Genomic DNA, 16,577 nt, shown 5'->3' on the forward strand with positions numbered 1-16,577 from the left:
CCATAGGACCGTTGGCCACCGGCGCGGTGATCACAGAGCAGACCGCAGAAAATCCATGAGGATCTCGTGGTAGACGTCCGGACATTCCATGTTCGGGTAGTGGGCCGCACGGTCGACGGTGATCGTGCGGCCGTCGGCGACGGCGGAGGCGACCCGTTCCGCCATGCCGATGTGATCGGGCGAGTCGAGAGCCCCGTTGACGGCCAGCACGGGAACCTCGATCTTGGCGACGCGCTCCCAGGTGCCGGCCACGGGAACGAGCAAATCAGTTTCACCGGCGGTGTGCTTGGCCATGGTCCGCCTGGCCATCCGCCGCAGCCGGCTCACGACCTCGGGATCGCACTCGTCGAGGGTCCGGTACGGGCCGGCCACGAACGCCATGAACCCCTCGACCGACGCCTCCAGATCACCGGCCGCCATGGCCGCGTGCCAGGTGGTCAGGCGCTGGACGGTCCAGGGGTCGGTGAAGTACGGCTCGCCGGTGCCGGCGCCGGTGATGACCAGGGCACTGACCAGTCCGGGATGCTCCAGCGCGGTCTCGACCGCGACGCTCGCGCCCATGGACACACCCACCAGCACGGCCGGGCCCGTACGCAGCCGGCGCAGCAAGGCGGCGAGGTCGTCGGTGAGCCGGTACGGCTCGGTGGCGTTGGCGGAGCGGCCGTGGCCGCGGGCGTCGGGCGCGATGACCCGGTGGCTCCCGGCGAACTCCGCGATCTGCGCGTGCCACATGCCGTGGTCCACGAACCCGCCGTGCAACAGGACGAGAGGCCGGCCGGCGCCGACGTCGAGCCAGAACACATCATTCATGACAACCAAGGTGTCATCTTGAACCAAGAATGACAACTAAGGTGTCATCATGGAACGGTGAGCGGAACAGACCGGCCCCAGCACCCCGCAGACCTACCCGACCGCCTTGCCGAGGTGTTCGACCTGGTAGGGCCGCTGTACCGGCGCGCCCACCGCAAGGTGGAGCAGGACGCGCCCATCGAGGGCCTGCCGGTCGGAGTGCGGGCCGTCCTGGTCCTGCTGCGCGAGCACGGCCCCATGACCGTCCCCCAGATGGGCAGGGCGCAGGCGCTGAGCCGCCAGTTCGTCCAACGCATGATCAACGACGCGGCCGCGCGCGGCCTGGTCGAGTCCGTCCCCAACCCGGCACACAAACGCTCCGCACTCATCCGGCTCACGGAGGAAGGCACAGCCGCCATCACCGCCGTACTCGCCCGCGAACGCGCCGTACTCTCCCAGGCGGGCGACGGCTTGACCGACGCCGACCTCACCGCCTGCATCCGAGTCCTCACCCACCTCCTGCACTTCCTCGACAACGTCGACGTGGACTGACATCCATAGGAGCGTCCCGCGCGCGACCGCGCACGGCTCCCGCCAACCAGCTGGCACGGCCCGCATACCGCCACCCCCGGTCAGCGACCCGCAGGCGGGCCGCAAGCATGGTGACGCTCAATGGTGACGAGCACACGTACCGTCACCGGGAGAGCCGATGAACCGTCCTCTGAGTGCCCTGCTCGGCCTCACATCCGCTGCCGTGATCGCCACGACCGTCGCCGCCCCGGCGAGCGCCGCCACGTCCCAGGCCGAGCGTCCCTTCCTGTTCACGTACACCTTCGACGGTCACCTCAAGGTGGCCGGCGGTCATTTCACGGTCGGCGGCCGGGTGTACGTGAGCGTCAAGTACAGCAACGGCGTCACCGCGTTCCACAAGTGGGCGACGGCCCGCACGCACCCCGTCACGCCGGGCGGGGCCGTCTACGTGGACACCACGCTCGCCTCCCCCTGCTCGGGCAGCAACAACGGCTATGCCGAGGCGTACGACGCCGCCACCAAGAGGTGGTCGGCCCGCCTGCCGGTGACCGTCTGCCGCCGCATCGACTGAGCCCGCGCCCGATCCGCTCGATGACAGGCGCCCCCGGCAAAGGGGGCGCCTGAAGTCATCTCTGGACGCCGGCTGAACCAGACGTATTCCCGTCGTATTCCAGGCTGCTACCGACGCGTGCGACGATCACTCCAGCGAACCTCGGACCGCCGGGATTCCTCATGTCCGAGGAATCCGGGCATGACGAAGCCCCGAGGACTGGAAGAACGATCGACCCGCACAGAAACGGTCACCGTCGGCGTCGCAGTCGCGAGCGTCATTCTCGCGCGACCGGCCGCCGGGCCGTTCACGAGAGCTACTGGAGCGGGCGCGACACCGTCCTGCGCGAGACGTTCACCTTCGGGACCTGACGCTCAGGCAGGGCCCCCGCACCATCGATCGCCGTTCTCATCGCGATCCGCCACGAGGCGACACCTCGCGCATCTCCCCCGCCGGCCACGCGGAGGGGTGAATTCCACGCCCCAAGGCCAACCGAAACATCTCTTGCTGGAGGACTGTTGAAGACACGCATTCTTGGCGCCGTACTGGGAATCGCAACACTGAGCGGACTGCTGGTGCCAAGCCCGGCGCAGGCGGCCGACGGAGTGTCCTCCGCCCGCCTGAATGGCTCGGCCAACTACGGTGGCGGGTCCGTCCGGGCGAACGTCGACTTCGTCAACCGGAAGAAGGTCATCTTCCGGAACTTCACGGTGCGCGACCTCTGTCCCGGTGACAACCGTCCGGTACGGGCTCGGGTTGTCTGGATTCACACCGACGGAACCACCGGGTACAGCGCCTGGAGGAAGGACACCAACGGCTGCGGCGACCACGGCACCAACTTCGGAACCATCATCCGCACCGGCACCAAGCCCATAAGGAAGGTCTACCTGCACCTGCAGATCTACGCCCGATCAGGCGGGGTCAGGGGTTTCGCCTTCAGCGCGAACCGCGACAACCAGTACACCTGAGCCGCTGACGCTCAGGCCTTCAGCCGGTCGGCGTACCAGGACCTGATGGCGTTGCCGACGAATCCGGGGCCGGCTTTGTCATCACACGAGGTGATGGACCGAGATCACGCGCGGAATCTGCGCCTCCGTGGCCGCGTATTCAGCGCCTGCTCTCGTACCTGGTCATAAGCACCCCGCCGGGAAACGTCCGAGTCTCCATCAGAGTCAGGTTCACCCAGTTGTCCAAGGCCGTGAAGAACGGCGTACCGCTACCCACCAAGACCGGCGCGGTGACCAGCACGTACTCGTCGATCAGCCCCGCCCGCATGGCCGCCGCGGCGAGCGTGGCACCGCCGATGTCCATGGACCCACCGTTCTCGGCCTTCAACCGGGCGATCTCGGCGACCGCGTCACCGGTGACCAGACGGGCGTTCCAGTCGACCGTACGGGTCGTCGAGGAGAACACCACCTTCGGCATGTCCCGCCACCGGCCGGCGTACTCGATCACCGCCGGCGTGGCACCAGGCTGCTGATCGGCCGTCGGCCAGTGGGAGCTCATCCCCTCCCACAACCTGCGCCCGTACAACGCCAGACCGGTCGCCCCCACCCGGTCGGACCACCACTGGAACAACTCGTCACTCGGTACACCCCAGCCGAGGTCGCCGCCGGGCGCGGCAACGTAGCCGTCCAAAGTCACATTCATGGCGAAGGTCAGTTTCCGCATGGCGTCAGCCTCCCGTGAGTCGGTAGTCGGCGTACAGACCAGCACCGCGCGGAAAAATCATCGGTCAGGCCGCACCTCTCGATGCCGGATGACCCGGCGTATTCCACGCTGCTACCGACGCGTGCAACGATCACTCCGGCGAACCTCGGCCGCCGGGATTTCTCACGTCCGAGGAGTCCGAGCATGGCGAATCCCCGAGGACCGATGTCCGCGCGAGAGAAGGAAGAACGATCGACCCGCACAGAAACGGTCACCGTCGGCGTCGCAGTCGCGGTGACGAGCACCATTCTCACGCGACCGGCCACCGGGCCGTTCACGAGAGCTACTGGAGCAGGCGGAACACCGTCCTGCGCGGGACGTTCACCTTCGGAACCTGACACTCAGACAGGGCCCCGCCGCACCATCGATCGCCGTTCTCATCGCGATCCGCCACGCGGCGACACCACGGGCATCTCCCCCGCCGACCACGCGGAGGACCGAAGTTCACACCCCAAGACCAACCGAACCATCCCTTGCCGGAGGACCGTTGAAGACACGCATTCTGGGCGCCGTACCGGGAATCGCAGCACTGAGCGGACTGCTGGTGCCAAGCCCGGCACCGGCGAAAGACGGAGTGTCCTCCGCCCGCGTGGATCCCGCACGCGGCCACGGTGGCGGCTCCAAGTCCATATCGAGGGTCTACCTACAGGTGTCCGTCAATGTCCGACCAGGCCAGTGGGTTTACGACATCAGCCCGATCCGCGACAACCAATACACCTGAGCCGCTGGCATTCGGCCTTTCAGTCGGTCGGCGAACCAGGACTTGATGGCGTTGCCGATGAATCCGGGGCCTCTTCGCATTCCCCAGTGCACACGCTCGCTTCCTCACGCATCCTCCGCCGGATGACGGTAGGGCTCCGGAGTCATCGGGATGCCCTGCCGCCACAGGTCGCTCAGCTCGGCGTTGCGGCGGCGCTCGTCGTCGGGGTCACGATGGCGCCTGATGGGAGTCGTAACCGGCGTTCCGTAGGAAACAGACCGATCCCCAGAGCACCAGCCGCCCGAAGTCTCGCGCTGTCGTAAGCTCCCTACCCATGTTCGGATGGCGGGCTGTACTGCCGGAGAACGAGCGTCAGCAGTGGACACTGACCCCGTTCGTGAGCGTCGGCCCACTGCACTTCGGAATGAGTCCCGGCGAGGTGACTGCCGCGCTCGGCGGCGTCCCGCCGCGCCCGCGGTACCTAGACGGCCGCGCGGAGATGGCCGATTACCGGGAGGCCGGCCTGACGCTGTACTACACGCCGGCGAACCGGGCTCGATTTCCCTTGGTGTGGTGGTAGGCGTGCAGCGGGCGGGCGACCTTTTGCTCACACGACCGGTGTTCCTGCCGGCCGAGGCGATGGACGACCCTTCCCACTGGCTTCCTCGGGAGGCGTGGGCAATCCAGAATCAGCCGTCGGCCGAGGCGCGACCGAACCGCACCGACGCATGACAACACGATAACGACCGCACCTGCAAACGTTGTCAATATACTCGGGTTGTGAATGATCCGAAGCTGGCCGAAGCTGCAGGCGTCGACTTCCCGCGCTTCCAGGTGGGCGCGCCCCCGCAGCACCTGATCACCACGTTGCTCGGCGACTACTGGATCAGCCGGCCCGAGCAGCTCCCCTCGGCGGCCCTGGTGCGGCTGACCGCGGAGTTCGGCGTCTCCCCCGTGGCCGCGCGGGCCGCGCTGAGCCGCCTGACCAAGCGGGATCTGCTGGTGTCGTCGAAGTCGGGGCGGCGCACCTACTACCGGCTGACCGACCAGGCCGCCGCGGTGCTGCAGGCGGGCCGGCAGCGGATCATGTCCTTCGGTCTGGAGCAGGGCGCCTGGGACGGCAGGTGGGTGATGGCCGCGTTCTCCATCTCCGAGGAGCAGCGCGACCTGCGCCACACGCTGCGCGCGCGACTGCGCTGGCTCGGCTTCGCCCCGCTCTACGACGGCCTGTGGGTCTCGCCCAGGGCCGAGGCCGACAGTGCGGCGGCGGTGCTGAGCGAGCTGGAGATCCCCATGGCGACGGTCTTCCGCGCCGAGGCGCTCGGCCTGCCCGGCATGCGGGCGCCGCAGGAGGCGTGGGACTTCGAGCAGTTGCGCCGCACGTACGAGGGCTTCGTCGCCCAGTACGCGCCCCTCCTCGACCGCGTACGCAAGGGCGCCGTCGGCGCGTCGGAGGCGCTGGTGGCGCGTTCGGGGATCATGGACACCTGGCGGACGTTCCCCAACCACGACCCCGACCTGCCCGCCGAGCTGCTGCCCGCCGACTGGCCGCGCGCCGCGGCGCGCGAGCTCTTCGTCGAGATCTACGACACCCTCGGGCCGCTCGCCGAGTTCCGCGTCAGGCAGATCGTGGCGGAGTTCAACCCCGCGCTGGCCGGTCTGGTCTCCCACCACAGGACGGGCTCCACCCTCACCCCCTCCTGATCCGTCCCCTCCGCACGATGGGCCCTTGACAGGTGTGCACCCCGAGATGTGACACTTGCCCAAACGACCGCACAACTAACTGCATCATTAGCCGGTCGCGGAAGGACCACCATGAGACTGTCCAGGACCATGCTCGCGGGAGCGGCGGCCGTGACGCTCGCCTCCGCCTCGGCGTGCGGCGGAGGCGCCGGTGAGCCGCAGCGTCCGGCCGGCGCGACGGCTCTGTACGACGCCCTGCCCGATGCCGTCAAGGAGGCGGGCGTCATCCGATTCGCCGGGGATTCGCATCCGCCCTACCGGATCGTCGCCGACGACGGCAAGACCGTCACCGGCATCGACAAGGAGCTGCAGGACGCCCTCGGCAAGGTGCTGGGAGTCCGCACCGAGATCTCGATCGTCAACGGCCTTCCCGCGGCGCTGTCCGGCATGCTCGCCTCCCGCTACGACGCCTTCAACGGCCCGGTCAAGGACACCGCCGAGCGTGAGAAGCAGTTCGACGCGATCGTGTGGATGGTCACCAGGACCTCCTACCTGATCCCCAAGGCCGGGTCCGCGGCCGTCAAGAGCTCGGCCGACCTGTGCGGCAAGCGCGTGGCGGGCACCGCGGGCAGCATCGTGGAGGACCAGGCCAAGCGCCTGACCGACTGGTGCGTCAAGCAGGGCAAGCCGGAGATCGACTTCATCGGCCTCGCCGACACCAACGGCACCATCCTCGCCGCCAAGTCCGGCCGCGCCGACGCCGCGGGCATGACCGAGAGCGCCGCGATCGACGTGCTGGGCAAGGAGAAGGACGCCTTCACGTACGTCACCCAGACCGACGAGCAGGGCGCAGGCGTCGACCAGCTGGCGATGCTCGTGCCCAAGTCGAGCGGGCTCGGCCCGGTCATGCTCGACGCGTTCAAGGAGATCTTCAAGAACGGCGAGTACAAGAAGATCATGGACAAGTACGGGCTCCAGAAGGTCGCGGTGGAGGAGCCCGCGCTGAACACGGCGGGCGCGCAGTGAGCAGCGCCCCGATCAATGCCCCCGTGGACATAGCGTCCGCCCGTCCCCGTGTCCGCCCCCTGCGCTGGGTGGCCGGAGCCGTGCTGCTCGTGCTGGCCGCGCAGTTCGCCTGGTTCCTGCTCACCAACCCGCGCTTCGAGTGGGCGGTGGCCGGCAAATACCTCTTTGACCCGAACATCCTGCGCGGCCTCGGCATGTCGCTGCTGCTCACCGTCATCGGCATGACGCTGGGCAGCCTGCTCGGGGTGCTGCTCGCGGCCGGCCGGCTGAGCGGGTTCAAGCCGGCGGCCTGGGCCTGCGGGATCTACGTGGCGGTCTTCCGCGGCATCCCGCCGCTGGTGCAGCTGATCTTCTGGTTCAACCTCGGTTACCTGCTGCCACGCCTCTCGCTGGGTGTGCCGTTCGGCCCGACCTTCGTCTCGTGGCCGACCAACTCCGTGATCAGCTCGCTGACCGCGGCCGTCATCGGGCTCACCCTGCACGAGGCCGCGTACATGGCGGAGATCGTCAGGGCGGGCATCCTGGCCGTCGACCCGGGGCAGCGCGACGCGGCCCGAGCGATGGGGTTCACCGCCGGGCAGGGCTTCGTCAAGGTCGTGCTGCCCCAGGCGATGCGGGTGATCGTGCCGCCGACCGGGAGCCAGTTCATCAGCCTGCTGAAGGGCACGTCGCTGGTCAGCGTGATCGCGATGGCCGACCTGCTCTACTCCGTGCAGGTGATCTACAACAGGACGTACGAGATCGTCCCGCTGCTGATCGTCGCCTGCGCCTGGTACCTCGCGGTCGTCACCGTGCTCTCGCTCGGCCAGCGACGCCTGGAGCGGCACTTCGGGAAGGGGCAGCGGTGAGCGACGGGCCGGTTCTTCACGTACGCGACGTGCGCAAGCGGTTCGGCGGCCACGCGGCGCTCGACGGGGTGAGCCTCGACGTGCACGAGGGCGAGGTGGTCACCGTCATCGGCCCGTCCGGGTCGGGCAAGTCCACCCTGGTGCGCTGCGTCCACCAGCTGGAGAGCATCGACGGCGGGGCGATGTACCTCGACGGGGAACTGCTCGGCTACGAGACGCACCGGGGCCACCTGCGCCCGCTGCCGGACCGCCGGGTGGCCGCCCAGCGCAGCCGCATGGGCATGGTCTTCCAGCAGTTCAACCTGTTCGGCCACTGGAGCGTGCTGCGCAACGTGGTCGAGGCGCAGGTGGCGGTGCACGGCCGCGACCCCGCCGAGGCGCGCGCGGAGGCACTGCGGCTGCTGGAGCGGGTGGGGCTGGCCGGCAGGGCGGACGCCCATCCCCGGATGCTCTCCGGCGGCCAGCAGCAGCGCGTCGCCATCGCCAGGGCCCTGGCCACGAACCCGCGGATCATGCTGTTCGACGAGCCGACCAGCGCGCTGGACCCCGAGCTGGTGGACGAGGTGCTGAGCGTGGTGCGCGATCTGGCGCGCGGCGGCATGACCATGATCATCGTGACGCACGAGATGAGTTTCGCCCGCGAGGTGGCCGACCGTTGCGTCTTCATGGAGCAGGGCCGGGTGGCCGCGACCGGCACGCCCGAGGAGATCTTCGACGACCCCTCGTCGCCCCGCCTGCGCGCCTTCCTGTCGCGCTTCACCGGAAAGACCCCCGTAGAGGAGAGCACGTCGTGAGTCTCACGGTGATGGCCGTCGGCGACCTGGTCGTCGACGAGCCCGATCCCGCGTCCTTCTTCGACCCCGCACGGGAGACGCTGGGCCGGGGCGGCGTGGTGATCGGCCACGTGGAGGTGCCGCACAGCACGTCCACCGCCCAGGTCAGCACCGACGTGCCGGCGCCGCCCGCCGACCCCGCCGCGCTGCGCGCGGTCGCCGAGGCCGGCTTCCACGTGGTGACGCTCGCGGGCAACCACGTCTACGACGTCGGCGACGAGGGCGTGGCCGACACTCTGAAGTACGCCGCCGAGGCCGGGATGGCCACCGCGGGCGCCGGCATGACGCTCGCCGAGGCCCGCCGTCCCGCGATCGTGACCCGCGACGGACTGCGGGTCGGCGTGCTGAGCTACAACTGCGTCGGCCCTCGCGAGTCGTGGGCGACCACTCGCAAGCCGGGCTGCGCGTACGTCAAGGTGCTCACCCACTACGAGCTCGACCACGCCAGCCCCGGCGGCCCACCCGAGATCTACACCTTCGCCGACCCCGCCGGGCTCGATCGGATGGCGGCCGACGTCGAAGCATTGACGGCTGAGGCCGACGTCGTGGTGGTCTCGCTGCACAAGGGCGTCGGGCACACGCCGGCGGTGCTCGCGATGTACGAGCGGCCGGTCGCGCACGCCGCGATCGACGCGGGCGCGCAGGCGGTGTTCGCGCACCACGCCCACATCATGCGGGGCGTCGAGATGTACCGGGGTCGGCCGATCTATCACGGGCTGGGCAACTTCGTGACCGTCACCAGGGCGCTGACCCCGGCGGCGGGCGACGAGGGCGAGCGGGCCGCGTGGGCGCGCCGCAGGGTCGAGCTGTACGGCTTCGCCCCCGACCCGGACATGCCGTACTACCCGTTCCATCCGGAGAGCCGCAACACCGCGATCGCGCTGTGCCGCTTCGACCGCGAGGGTCTGGTATCGGCCGGTCTGGTGCCGTGCTGGATCGACGACGCGGGCCGCCCGGTGCCGCTCGGCGACGACGCGGAGGGCCGCGGGGTCGTGGCCTACATCGAGCGCATCACGCGGCAGGCGGGCCTGACGACGGAGTTCCGCTGGGAGGGTGACGAGGTGGTGCTGCGTGGCTGAGCGCCCGCTGGCCGGCCGTACGGTGATCGACCTGACCACCGCGCTGTCCGGCCCGTACGCGACCCTGCTGCTGGCCGGGCTCGGCGCCCGCGTCATCAAGGTGGAGAACCCGCTCACCGGCGGCGACAGCTCCCGCAACAACGCCCCCTACCTCGGCGCGGGCGGGCTGTCGCTGGCCCGCCACGACACCGACGACATGTCGGTGTCGATGCTCCTGCGCGGCCGCAACAAGCAGAGTGTCACGCTCAACCTCAAGCATCCTCAGGCACGCGACGTGCTCGCCGGGCTGGTCCGGGTCGCCGACATCATGATCGACAACTACAGCGCGGGCGTGACGGCGCGGCTCGGCATCGGCCACGACTGGGCGAGCGCGATCAACCCGCGCATCGTCTGCACGTCGATCAGCGGCTTCGGCGGGCAGGGCGGCCCCGGCTCGGGCAAGGCGATGGACACCATCATCCAGGCGCTGAGCGGCGTGATGATGACCGCGGGCGCGCCGGGCGAGCCCCCGGTCCGCTTCGGCCTGCCCGTGGGCGACCTGGTCGCGCCGCTGTACGCGGTGATCGGCACGCTGGCCGCGGTCCTGCGGGCCGACGCGACAGGCCAGGGCCAGCACGTGGACGTGTCCATGCTCGGGGCGCTGACCTCGCTGGTGGCGTGCGAGCCGTTCGACGCCTACGAGAAGCTGGGCCTGCCCATGCGGACGGGGGCGACCGTGCCGAGGCTGGCGCCGTTCGGCACGTTCAGGGCCGCGGACGGCTGGTTCGCGCTGTGCGGCCCCACCGACGCCTTCGCGCGCGGCCTGTTCACCGACCAGGCCCGCGACGACCTGGCCGCCGACCCGCGCTTCGCCTCCCGCGACGCGCGGGTGGCCAACGCCGGAGAGCTGCACGAGCTGGTGAGCGGGTGGGCTGCGGACCGCCCGCTCGCCGAGCTCCTCGACCTGCTGGCGCGGCACGGGGTGCCGGCCGCCGAGGTGCGCGAGCCCGGCGACGCCGTACGCGACCCGCTGGTGCTGGAGCGCGAGGAGGTCGTGCCGCTGACGCACCCCCGGCACGGCGACCCCGGCGACCTGTACGGCACCGGCGTGCCGATCCGCTTCTCCGGCTCGGAGGCGGCGCTCGACCGGCCGGCGCCTGGGCTCGGCGAGCACAACGACGAGATCTACGGCGGGCTGCTCGGATATTCGGCCGAAGAGCTGAAGGCACTGGCCGACGAAGGGGTGATCTGACGTGGTCAGCGCACTGGCCGCGCTGGAGGAGGCGTACGCCCGCCGTGCTCAGGAGGGTCCGGTTGTCGGTTACGTCGGCGCGGACGTGCCGGTCGAGCTGCTGACCGCCGCCGGGCTGCGCGCGATCCGCCTCACCGGCGACCCGGAGTCCGGCTCCGAGCCAGGAGACCGCTACCTGGGGCGCGGGGTGGACCCGGCGGCCCGCTCGGTGCTCACCCGGCTGCTCGACGGCGCCTTCGGCGACCTCCACCGCGTGGTCGTAGCCCACGACTGCGAGGCGTCGCTGCGCTTGTTCTACGCGCTGCGCGAGCTGAGGCGGGTGGAGCCGGGCCGGGGGCTGCCGGAGGCGTACCTGGTGGACCTGCTGCACCTGCCGCACCGCACGACCGCCCGCTACAACCGGCGCAGGGTCGGCGAGTTCGCCGCCCGGCTTGAGGCGTGGACCGGCCGCGAGCTCGACCTCGCGGGCGCGGTGGCGGCGCACGACGAACGGCGCCGCCTGCTGGCCGCCGTCGCCGAGCTGCGCAGAGCCGTGCCCGCCCGCCTCACCGGGCGGCAGTTCCTCGCGGTGGCGAACGCCGTCCTGCCGGTGACCGAGCACTTCGCGCTGCTGGCCCGGCTGCTGAGCGAGGCGGACCGGCTCGACGAGCACACCGGGCGGCGGGTCTTCCTGAGCGGCAGCGCCCACGACACGCCGCACGTGTACGAGGCCATCGAGGCCGAGGGCCACGTGATCGTCGGCGAAGACCACTCCTTCGGCGACCTCGCCGTGACCGGCCCGGTGGGCACGGCGAGCCTCGACGCGCTGGCCGAGCACTACCACCGCGGCATCCTGACCGCACACCGGGCCACGCCCGGCGCGCGGGCCGCGTACGCGGCGGCGGCCGTCCGCCGCTGCCGGGCCGAGTTGTTCGTCGCCTACTGCCGCGAGTCGGACGAGGCCCCGGCCTGGGACTTCCCCGCGCAGCGCGCGGCGCTGGACATCCCGGCCGTGCTGCTCGAACACCAGGAATACGGGCGCGCCGACCTGACCGCCCTGCGGAAGGAAGACCCATGCCCGAAATGAGCTCGCGCAGCGTGAAGTCCCTCGCCACGGCGGCGGAAGCGGGCAGGCACCAGCGCGAATGGTTCGCCGGCCTGCGCCGCCGGGTCGCCGCGGGCGAGCCGTTCGCGCTGCTCAACGCGGACGTCCCGCACGAGATCTTCCGCACGATGGACATCCCGTACGCGGTCGGCCAGTGGTGGGCATCCCTGGTGACCGCCAAGCAGCGCTCAGGGCACTACCTCGACCTCGTACGGCGGCGCGGCTACCCCGACTACTCCGAGCAGTACAACGCGGTCACCCTCGGCTCCGCGTTCGACCCGTACCCCGACGAGGGCCCGTGGGGCGGCCTGCCCAAACCGGACATCATCGTCGGCGACGCCACCGGCGACGTCACCCGCAAGATCTTCGACATCTGGGGGCACGAGCCGGGCGTCACCTTCTTCCCCTTGGAGAGCGCGGCCGAGAACGAGGTCCCGGTCAACTGGTGGGAGCTGATGCCGCACCGGTGGGAGGAGGCCGTCGGCCCGGCCCGGCTCGACCTGCTCACCGCCGAGCTGGAGAACCTCGTCAGGTTCCTGGAGACCACGACCGGCAGGCGGTTCGACGAGTCCCGCTTCCGCGAGGTGATGGCCCTGGTCAACGAGCAGGAGGAGTGGAACAGGAAGGCGCGCGACCTCATCGCCCGCGCCCGTCCCGCGCCGCTCGGCGTGGTGGACAGCATCCCCAGCGTCATGCTGCCGCAGTGGCACCGGGGTACCGAATGGGCCCGCGACCTGGCCAGGAGCTTCTACGAGGAGGTGCGCGAGCGCGTGGACGCGGGCGTCGGCGCCTGCGAGAAGGAGCGGGCCAGGCTGATGTGGATCGGCCGCGGCCTCTGGTACGACATGGGCTTCTACCAGCGCTTCCAGGAGGAGTACGGCGCGGTCTTCGTCTGGTCGATGTACCTCGCCATCGCCGCCGACGGCTACATCCGCTACGGCGACGACCCGATGCGGGCGCTGGCGGCGCGCTTCGCCGCGTTCGGGGACCAGCTCTACACGCCGCCCTGGTCGAGCGAGTGGTACGTCAAGGAGGCCCGCCTGCACGGCATCGACGGCGTGGTGCACCTGGTCTCCGACGACCCCAGAGGCAGCTATTTCACGGCCAGGGCGCTGGAGTCGGCCGGGTTCCCGGTGATCGAGGTGCACGCCGACAACGTCGACACCCGCACGTTCGGCGAGGATGTGGCCGATCGGGTGGGTCAGTGGCTGGAGACCGTGGTCCTGCCGCGCCCGGGGTCGCCGGACGTCTCGACGATCTCCGAGATGAGCTCTGACGCGAGCTTCGCCGCGGGCGGCTCGTAGACACGGGCCAGCCGGTGGAAGACCTGCTCGGCGCGGATCGCCGGCCAGTCGGGCGGCAGGTGCTCGGCGGGCAGGTGCGGGTCCTGCCGGATGAGCTGCAGCCAGTCGGTGTGCAGGAGGAGCTGGCGGGCGAGGTCGTCGGCCGCGCCCGGCAGCGGGTGATCGGTGTCCCAGCGGTCGAGGAAGGCGCGGTAGCGACCGGCGATCTCGTCGATGTCGAACGCCTTGCGGACGATGTCGGCCGACTCGGTGGGGCCCAGCGCTTTGGCCTGCAGCACGGTGACGTGGTCGGCCACCCGCAGGTCGCTCGCTTCGAGCGCGGTGAGGACGCCGCCGACGTCCTTGGTGCCCGGCGCGATCCACAGGCCGCTCTGCAGCAGGCCGAAGCCGGCCCAGATGAGCTGGGAGCGCAGGTCGTGCCGGGTGGCGCTGTCGGGCAGCGAGAAACCGACGAGGGTCCAGGTGCCGTCCCATGCGCGGTTGACCGCGCCGGTCTCCCAGACGCGACTGCGCCCGTCCTCCAGCACCTCCTCCGCGCGTTCCGTGAGTCCGAAGTACGTCTTGCGCCCCCGCCGATGGCGGGCCAGCAGGCCGCGCTTGGCCATGCGGGCCAGCGTGGACCTGACCGCCTCCTCGGAGACGCCGAGGCGGGCGAACACCTCGATGAGGCTGCCGGAATAGACGGCGACGCCCCGGCCCAGGACGTAGATGCCCAGGAAGCTGAGCAGCAGGGGCTGCGGCCGCGCGGCCGCCTGGCGGGGGTCGTTCCCCTCGGTACGCGTCACACCACGAGCGTAGGCAGCCCGGCAACGTTGGGCAAATCTTTGACGGCCGTCACAACAGTGACATATATTCGCGTTCGTCCGCCTTATCACTTCAGGGGGAATCCCATGGATCTTTCCGGCAAGGTCGCCGTTGTCACAGGTGCGGGCCGCGGGCTCGGCCGCGCGTACGCCGAGGCGCTGGCCGCGGCCGGAGCGGCGGTGATCGTCAACGACGTGGACGCCTCGGCGGCGGCCGAGGTCGGCGCGGGCATCACCGCCGGAGGCGGCCGGGCGCGCGGGGTCGTCGCCGCCGTCGGCTCGGCCGAGGTGGCCGAGCGGCTGGTCGAGACCGCCGTCAGCGAGTTCGGCCGGCTGGACGTGATGGTGACCAACGCCGGCATCCTGCGCGACAAGGTGCTGTGGAAGATGTCGGACGACGACTTCGACGCCGTCATCGACGTGCACCTGCGCGGCACGTTCAGCTGCGCGCGGGCCGCGGCGGTGCGGATGCGCGAGCAGGGCACCGGCGGCCGGCTGATCCTCATCTCCTCCCCCGCCGGCCAGCGCGGCAACTTCGGCCAGACCAACTACGCCGCCGCCAAGGCCGGCATCGTGGCCATGGCCAGGACCTGGGCGATGGAGCTTGCCAGGGCGAACGTCACGGTCAACGCGGTCGTCCCGGTCGCGGCGACGGAGATGACCAAGACGATCCCCGCGTTCGCGCCCGTCATAGAGAAGTCCGAGCGGACCGGCGAGCCGTTCCCCGCCTGGCTGCGCAGGGACGAGGGCATGGGCACCGTCGAGGACGTCGCGGGGCTGATCGTCTTCCTCGCCTCCGACGCCTCCGCCGGTGTCACCGGGCAGGCGATCGGGATCGGCGGCGACCGCCTCGCCCTGTGGTCGCATCCCGCCGAGAAGGCCGTCGCCTTCGCCGACGGGGGCTGGACGGCCGACGCCATCGCCGAGTCGTGGCAGGCGGGGGTCGGCGCCGAGCCCGAGACGTACGGGATCCCCGCACCGAAGGCCCCCGCCGCGACCGGGCAGGGCGCCTGAGATGGCCGCCATGGACGTCGCCGGCCTGGTCGCGATCGACGTGCACACCCACGCGGAGATCTCCAAGGACGGTCACCGCTCGCTGAGCCCCGAGCTGTTCGGCGCCTCGGAGGAGTACTTCAAGGCCCACGGCCACCGGCAGCCGGCGATCTCGGAGACGGCCGCGTACTACCGGGAGCGGAAGATGGCGGCGGTGGTGTTCACCGTGGACGCCGAGCACGCCACCGGGCACCCGCGCATCTCCAACGAGGAGGTCGCCGAGGGCTGCGCCGAGCACGCCGACGTGCTGATCCCGTTCGCCAGCGTCGATCCGTGGAAGGGCCGGGCGGGCGTGCGCGAGGCGCGGCGGCTGGTCGAGGAGCACGGCGTGCGCGGCTTCAAGTTCCACCCCAGCATCCAGCGCTTCGCGCCCAACGACCCCATGGCCTACCCGCTGTACGAGGCCATCGAGGAGCTGGGCGTCCCGGCGCTGTTCCACACCGGGCAGACCGGCATCGGCGCCGGCGTTCCCGGCGGAGGCGGCATCCGGCTCAAGTACGGCGATCCGATGCTGGTGGACGACGTGGCCGTCGACTTCCCCGAGCTGCGGATCATCCTCGCCCATCCCTCGTTCCCCTGGCAGGACGAGGCGCTCGCGGTGGCCACGCACAAGCCGTACGTCTACATCGACCTGTCCGGCTGGTCGCCGAAGTACTTCCCGCCGCAGCTCGTCCGGTACGCCAATTCGCTGCTGAAGGACAAGGTGCTCTTCGGCTCCGACTACCCCGTGATCACCCCGGACCGCTGGCTGAGCGACTTCGACAAGCTCGACATCAAGCCCGAGGTCCGCCCGAAGATCCTCAAGGACAACGCCGCCCGCCTGCTCGGCCTGAACTCAGCCTGAACTCGGCCTGAAGGAGAACGCCTGATGACGACCACCGCGCACGGACTGACGGAGCTCAAGGCCCTGGCCGGCAAGGACCTCGGCCACAGCGCCTGGCTGGAGATCTCCCAGGACCGCGTCAACACCTTCGCCGACGCCACGAACGACCACCAGTGGATCCACGTCGATCCGGTCAGGGCCGCGGACGGGCCGTTCGGCGGGACGATCGCGCACGGCTACCTGACGCTGTCGCTGCTCATTCCGTTCTTCACCGAACTGCTCGACATCCAGGGCGTCACGATGAGCATCAACTACGGCCTGGACAAGGTCCGCTTCCCCAGCCCGGTCAAGGTCGGCGCGCGGGTGCGGCTGGGCGCGGTCGTCGCCTCCGTCGAGGAGGTCCCCGGCGACGGCGTGCAGATGCACCTCGACTTCAAGGTCGAGATCGAGGGCTCGGACCGGCCCGCCTGCGTCGCCCGCGCCATCTACCGCCACTACGCCTGACCTCGCCGCCCCCCACGCCTGACCTG

The 16,577-nt window shown here is 70.5% G+C and carries 18 protein-coding genes; 15 read left to right on the forward strand and 3 right to left on the reverse strand.

The features are described from left to right. Nucleotides 1-30: 30 nt before the first annotated feature. On the reverse strand, nucleotides 31-810 hold the full coding sequence (locus ABFX54_RS35805; RefSeq protein ID WP_346111125.1) for an alpha/beta fold hydrolase: 780 nt from the start codon (nucleotides 808-810) through the stop codon (nucleotides 31-33). 57 nt (nucleotides 811-867) lie between these two features. On the opposite strand from ABFX54_RS35805, the gene ABFX54_RS35810 reads away from it, so the two are divergent. The 3 genes from ABFX54_RS35810 (at nucleotide 868) to ABFX54_RS35820 (ending at nucleotide 2,838) form a co-directional block, all read left to right on the forward strand. After that, the gene (locus ABFX54_RS35810) at nucleotides 868-1,341 is read left to right on the forward strand and encodes a MarR family winged helix-turn-helix transcriptional regulator (RefSeq protein ID WP_346111126.1); all 474 of its coding nucleotides are present in this window, start codon (nucleotides 868-870) and stop codon (nucleotides 1,339-1,341) included. Nucleotides 1,342-1,498: 157 nt separating this feature from the next. Then, nucleotides 1,499-1,891 (forward strand): hypothetical protein, encoded by a 393-nt coding sequence (locus ABFX54_RS35815; RefSeq protein WP_346111127.1) that lies wholly within the window; start codon nucleotides 1,499-1,501, stop codon nucleotides 1,889-1,891. A 497-nt stretch (nucleotides 1,892-2,388) separates the two neighbouring features. Continuing rightward, a complete protein-coding gene (locus tag ABFX54_RS35820; protein ID WP_346111128.1) occupies nucleotides 2,389-2,838 on the forward strand; it encodes a hypothetical protein in 450 nt (149 codons plus the stop codon). Between the two features lie 139 nt (nucleotides 2,839-2,977). On the opposite strand, the gene ABFX54_RS35825 is transcribed toward ABFX54_RS35820, so the two are convergent. Then, on the reverse strand, nucleotides 2,978-3,541 hold the full coding sequence (locus ABFX54_RS35825; protein WP_346111130.1) for a dihydrofolate reductase family protein: 564 nt from the start codon (nucleotides 3,539-3,541) through the stop codon (nucleotides 2,978-2,980). A gap of 1,073 nt (nucleotides 3,542-4,614) precedes the next feature. Here ABFX54_RS35825 and ABFX54_RS35830 point away from each other — a divergent pair. From ABFX54_RS35830 to ABFX54_RS35870, 9 genes are all read left to right on the forward strand, one after another. Continuing rightward, on the forward strand, nucleotides 4,615-4,860 hold the full coding sequence (locus ABFX54_RS35830; RefSeq protein ID WP_346111131.1) for a hypothetical protein: 246 nt from the start codon (nucleotides 4,615-4,617) through the stop codon (nucleotides 4,858-4,860). Between the two features lie 200 nt (nucleotides 4,861-5,060). Beyond that, nucleotides 5,061-5,984, forward strand: coding sequence for a PaaX family transcriptional regulator (locus ABFX54_RS35835; RefSeq protein WP_346111132.1), 924 nt, complete (start codon nucleotides 5,061-5,063; stop codon nucleotides 5,982-5,984). Nucleotides 5,985-6,095: 111 nt separating this feature from the next. Beyond that, the gene (locus ABFX54_RS35840) at nucleotides 6,096-6,989 is read left to right on the forward strand and encodes a transporter substrate-binding domain-containing protein (protein ID WP_346111133.1); all 894 of its coding nucleotides are present in this window, start codon (nucleotides 6,096-6,098) and stop codon (nucleotides 6,987-6,989) included. A gap of 23 nt (nucleotides 6,990-7,012) precedes the next feature. Next, nucleotides 7,013-7,837 carry an amino acid ABC transporter permease gene (locus tag ABFX54_RS35845; protein ID WP_346111135.1) on the forward strand — a complete coding sequence of 275 codons (825 nt, stop codon included), beginning with the start codon at nucleotides 7,013-7,015 and terminating at the stop codon, nucleotides 7,835-7,837. Beyond that, a complete protein-coding gene (locus ABFX54_RS35850; protein ID WP_346111136.1) occupies nucleotides 7,834-8,631 on the forward strand; it encodes an amino acid ABC transporter ATP-binding protein in 798 nt (265 codons plus the stop codon). The genes ABFX54_RS35845 and ABFX54_RS35850 overlap by 4 nt, the downstream gene beginning before the upstream one ends. Then, entirely contained in the window at nucleotides 8,628-9,749 is a 1,122-nt protein-coding gene (locus ABFX54_RS35855) for a CapA family protein (protein WP_346111137.1), read from the forward strand. Before ABFX54_RS35850 ends, ABFX54_RS35855 begins: the two co-directional genes overlap by 4 nt. Further along, on the forward strand, nucleotides 9,742-10,980 hold the full coding sequence (locus ABFX54_RS35860; protein WP_346111138.1) for a CaiB/BaiF CoA transferase family protein: 1,239 nt from the start codon (nucleotides 9,742-9,744) through the stop codon (nucleotides 10,978-10,980). The genes ABFX54_RS35855 and ABFX54_RS35860 overlap by 8 nt, the downstream gene beginning before the upstream one ends. 1 nt (nucleotide 10,981) lies before the next feature. Next, on the forward strand, nucleotides 10,982-12,046 hold the full coding sequence (locus ABFX54_RS35865; protein WP_346111139.1) for a 2-hydroxyacyl-CoA dehydratase: 1,065 nt from the start codon (nucleotides 10,982-10,984) through the stop codon (nucleotides 12,044-12,046). Beyond that, nucleotides 12,034-13,368: a 2-hydroxyacyl-CoA dehydratase gene (locus ABFX54_RS35870; RefSeq protein ID WP_346111140.1), complete on the forward strand. Its 1,335-nt coding sequence runs from the start codon at nucleotides 12,034-12,036 to the stop codon at nucleotides 13,366-13,368. Before ABFX54_RS35865 ends, ABFX54_RS35870 begins: the two co-directional genes overlap by 13 nt. Here ABFX54_RS35870 and ABFX54_RS35875 read toward each other — a convergent pair. Continuing rightward, nucleotides 13,266-14,153, reverse strand: coding sequence for a PaaX family transcriptional regulator (locus ABFX54_RS35875; protein WP_346111141.1), 888 nt, complete (start codon nucleotides 14,151-14,153; stop codon nucleotides 13,266-13,268). The two genes, ABFX54_RS35870 and ABFX54_RS35875, sit on opposite strands and share 103 nt — an antisense overlap. A 105-nt stretch (nucleotides 14,154-14,258) precedes the next feature. Between ABFX54_RS35875 and ABFX54_RS35880 the strand changes: the two genes are divergently transcribed. The 3 genes from ABFX54_RS35880 to ABFX54_RS35890 are packed head-to-tail and all read left to right on the forward strand — an operon-like array spanning nucleotide 14,259 to nucleotide 16,551. Beyond that, nucleotides 14,259-15,185: an SDR family oxidoreductase gene (locus ABFX54_RS35880; protein WP_346111142.1), complete on the forward strand. Its 927-nt coding sequence runs from the start codon at nucleotides 14,259-14,261 to the stop codon at nucleotides 15,183-15,185. 10 nt (nucleotides 15,186-15,195) lie between these two features. Further along, nucleotides 15,196-16,068 carry an amidohydrolase family protein gene (locus tag ABFX54_RS35885; protein WP_428834609.1) on the forward strand — a complete coding sequence of 291 codons (873 nt, stop codon included), beginning with the start codon at nucleotides 15,196-15,198 and terminating at the stop codon, nucleotides 16,066-16,068. A 24-nt stretch (nucleotides 16,069-16,092) separates the two neighbouring features. After that, complete coding sequence (locus ABFX54_RS35890) at nucleotides 16,093-16,551, forward strand: MaoC family dehydratase (protein WP_346111146.1); 459 nt, start codon at nucleotides 16,093-16,095, stop codon at nucleotides 16,549-16,551. Nucleotides 16,552-16,577: the final 26 nt, after the last annotated feature.

The sequence above is a fragment of the Nonomuraea maheshkhaliensis genome (genome assembly GCF_039529435.1).
GTDB lineage: Bacteria > Actinomycetota > Actinomycetes > Streptosporangiales > Streptosporangiaceae > Nonomuraea > Nonomuraea maheshkhaliensis.

Excerpts from the sequence above, each read along its gene's own strand:
- ABFX54_RS35870 (WP_346111140.1), top strand. The coding sequence starts at position 12,034 with ATGCCCGAAATGAGCTCGCGCAGCGTGAAGTCCCTCGCCACGGCGGCG.
- ABFX54_RS35815 (WP_346111127.1), top strand. The coding sequence starts at position 1,499 with ATGAACCGTCCTCTGAGTGCCCTGCTCGGCCTCACATCCGCTGCCGTG.
- ABFX54_RS35890 (WP_346111146.1), top strand. The coding sequence starts at position 16,093 with ATGACGACCACCGCGCACGGACTGACGGAGCTCAAGGCCCTGGCCGGC.
- ABFX54_RS35840 (WP_346111133.1), top strand. The coding sequence starts at position 6,096 with ATGAGACTGTCCAGGACCATGCTCGCGGGAGCGGCGGCCGTGACGCTC.
- ABFX54_RS35825 (WP_346111130.1), bottom strand. The coding sequence starts at position 3,541 with ATGCGGAAACTGACCTTCGCCATGAATGTGACTTTGGACGGCTACGTT.
- ABFX54_RS35805 (WP_346111125.1), bottom strand. The coding sequence starts at position 810 with ATGAATGATGTGTTCTGGCTCGACGTCGGCGCCGGCCGGCCTCTCGTC.
- ABFX54_RS35885 (WP_428834609.1), top strand. The coding sequence starts at position 15,196 with ATGGACGTCGCCGGCCTGGTCGCGATCGACGTGCACACCCACGCGGAG.
- ABFX54_RS35880 (WP_346111142.1), top strand. The coding sequence starts at position 14,259 with ATGGATCTTTCCGGCAAGGTCGCCGTTGTCACAGGTGCGGGCCGCGGG.
- ABFX54_RS35830 (WP_346111131.1), top strand. The coding sequence starts at position 4,615 with ATGTTCGGATGGCGGGCTGTACTGCCGGAGAACGAGCGTCAGCAGTGG.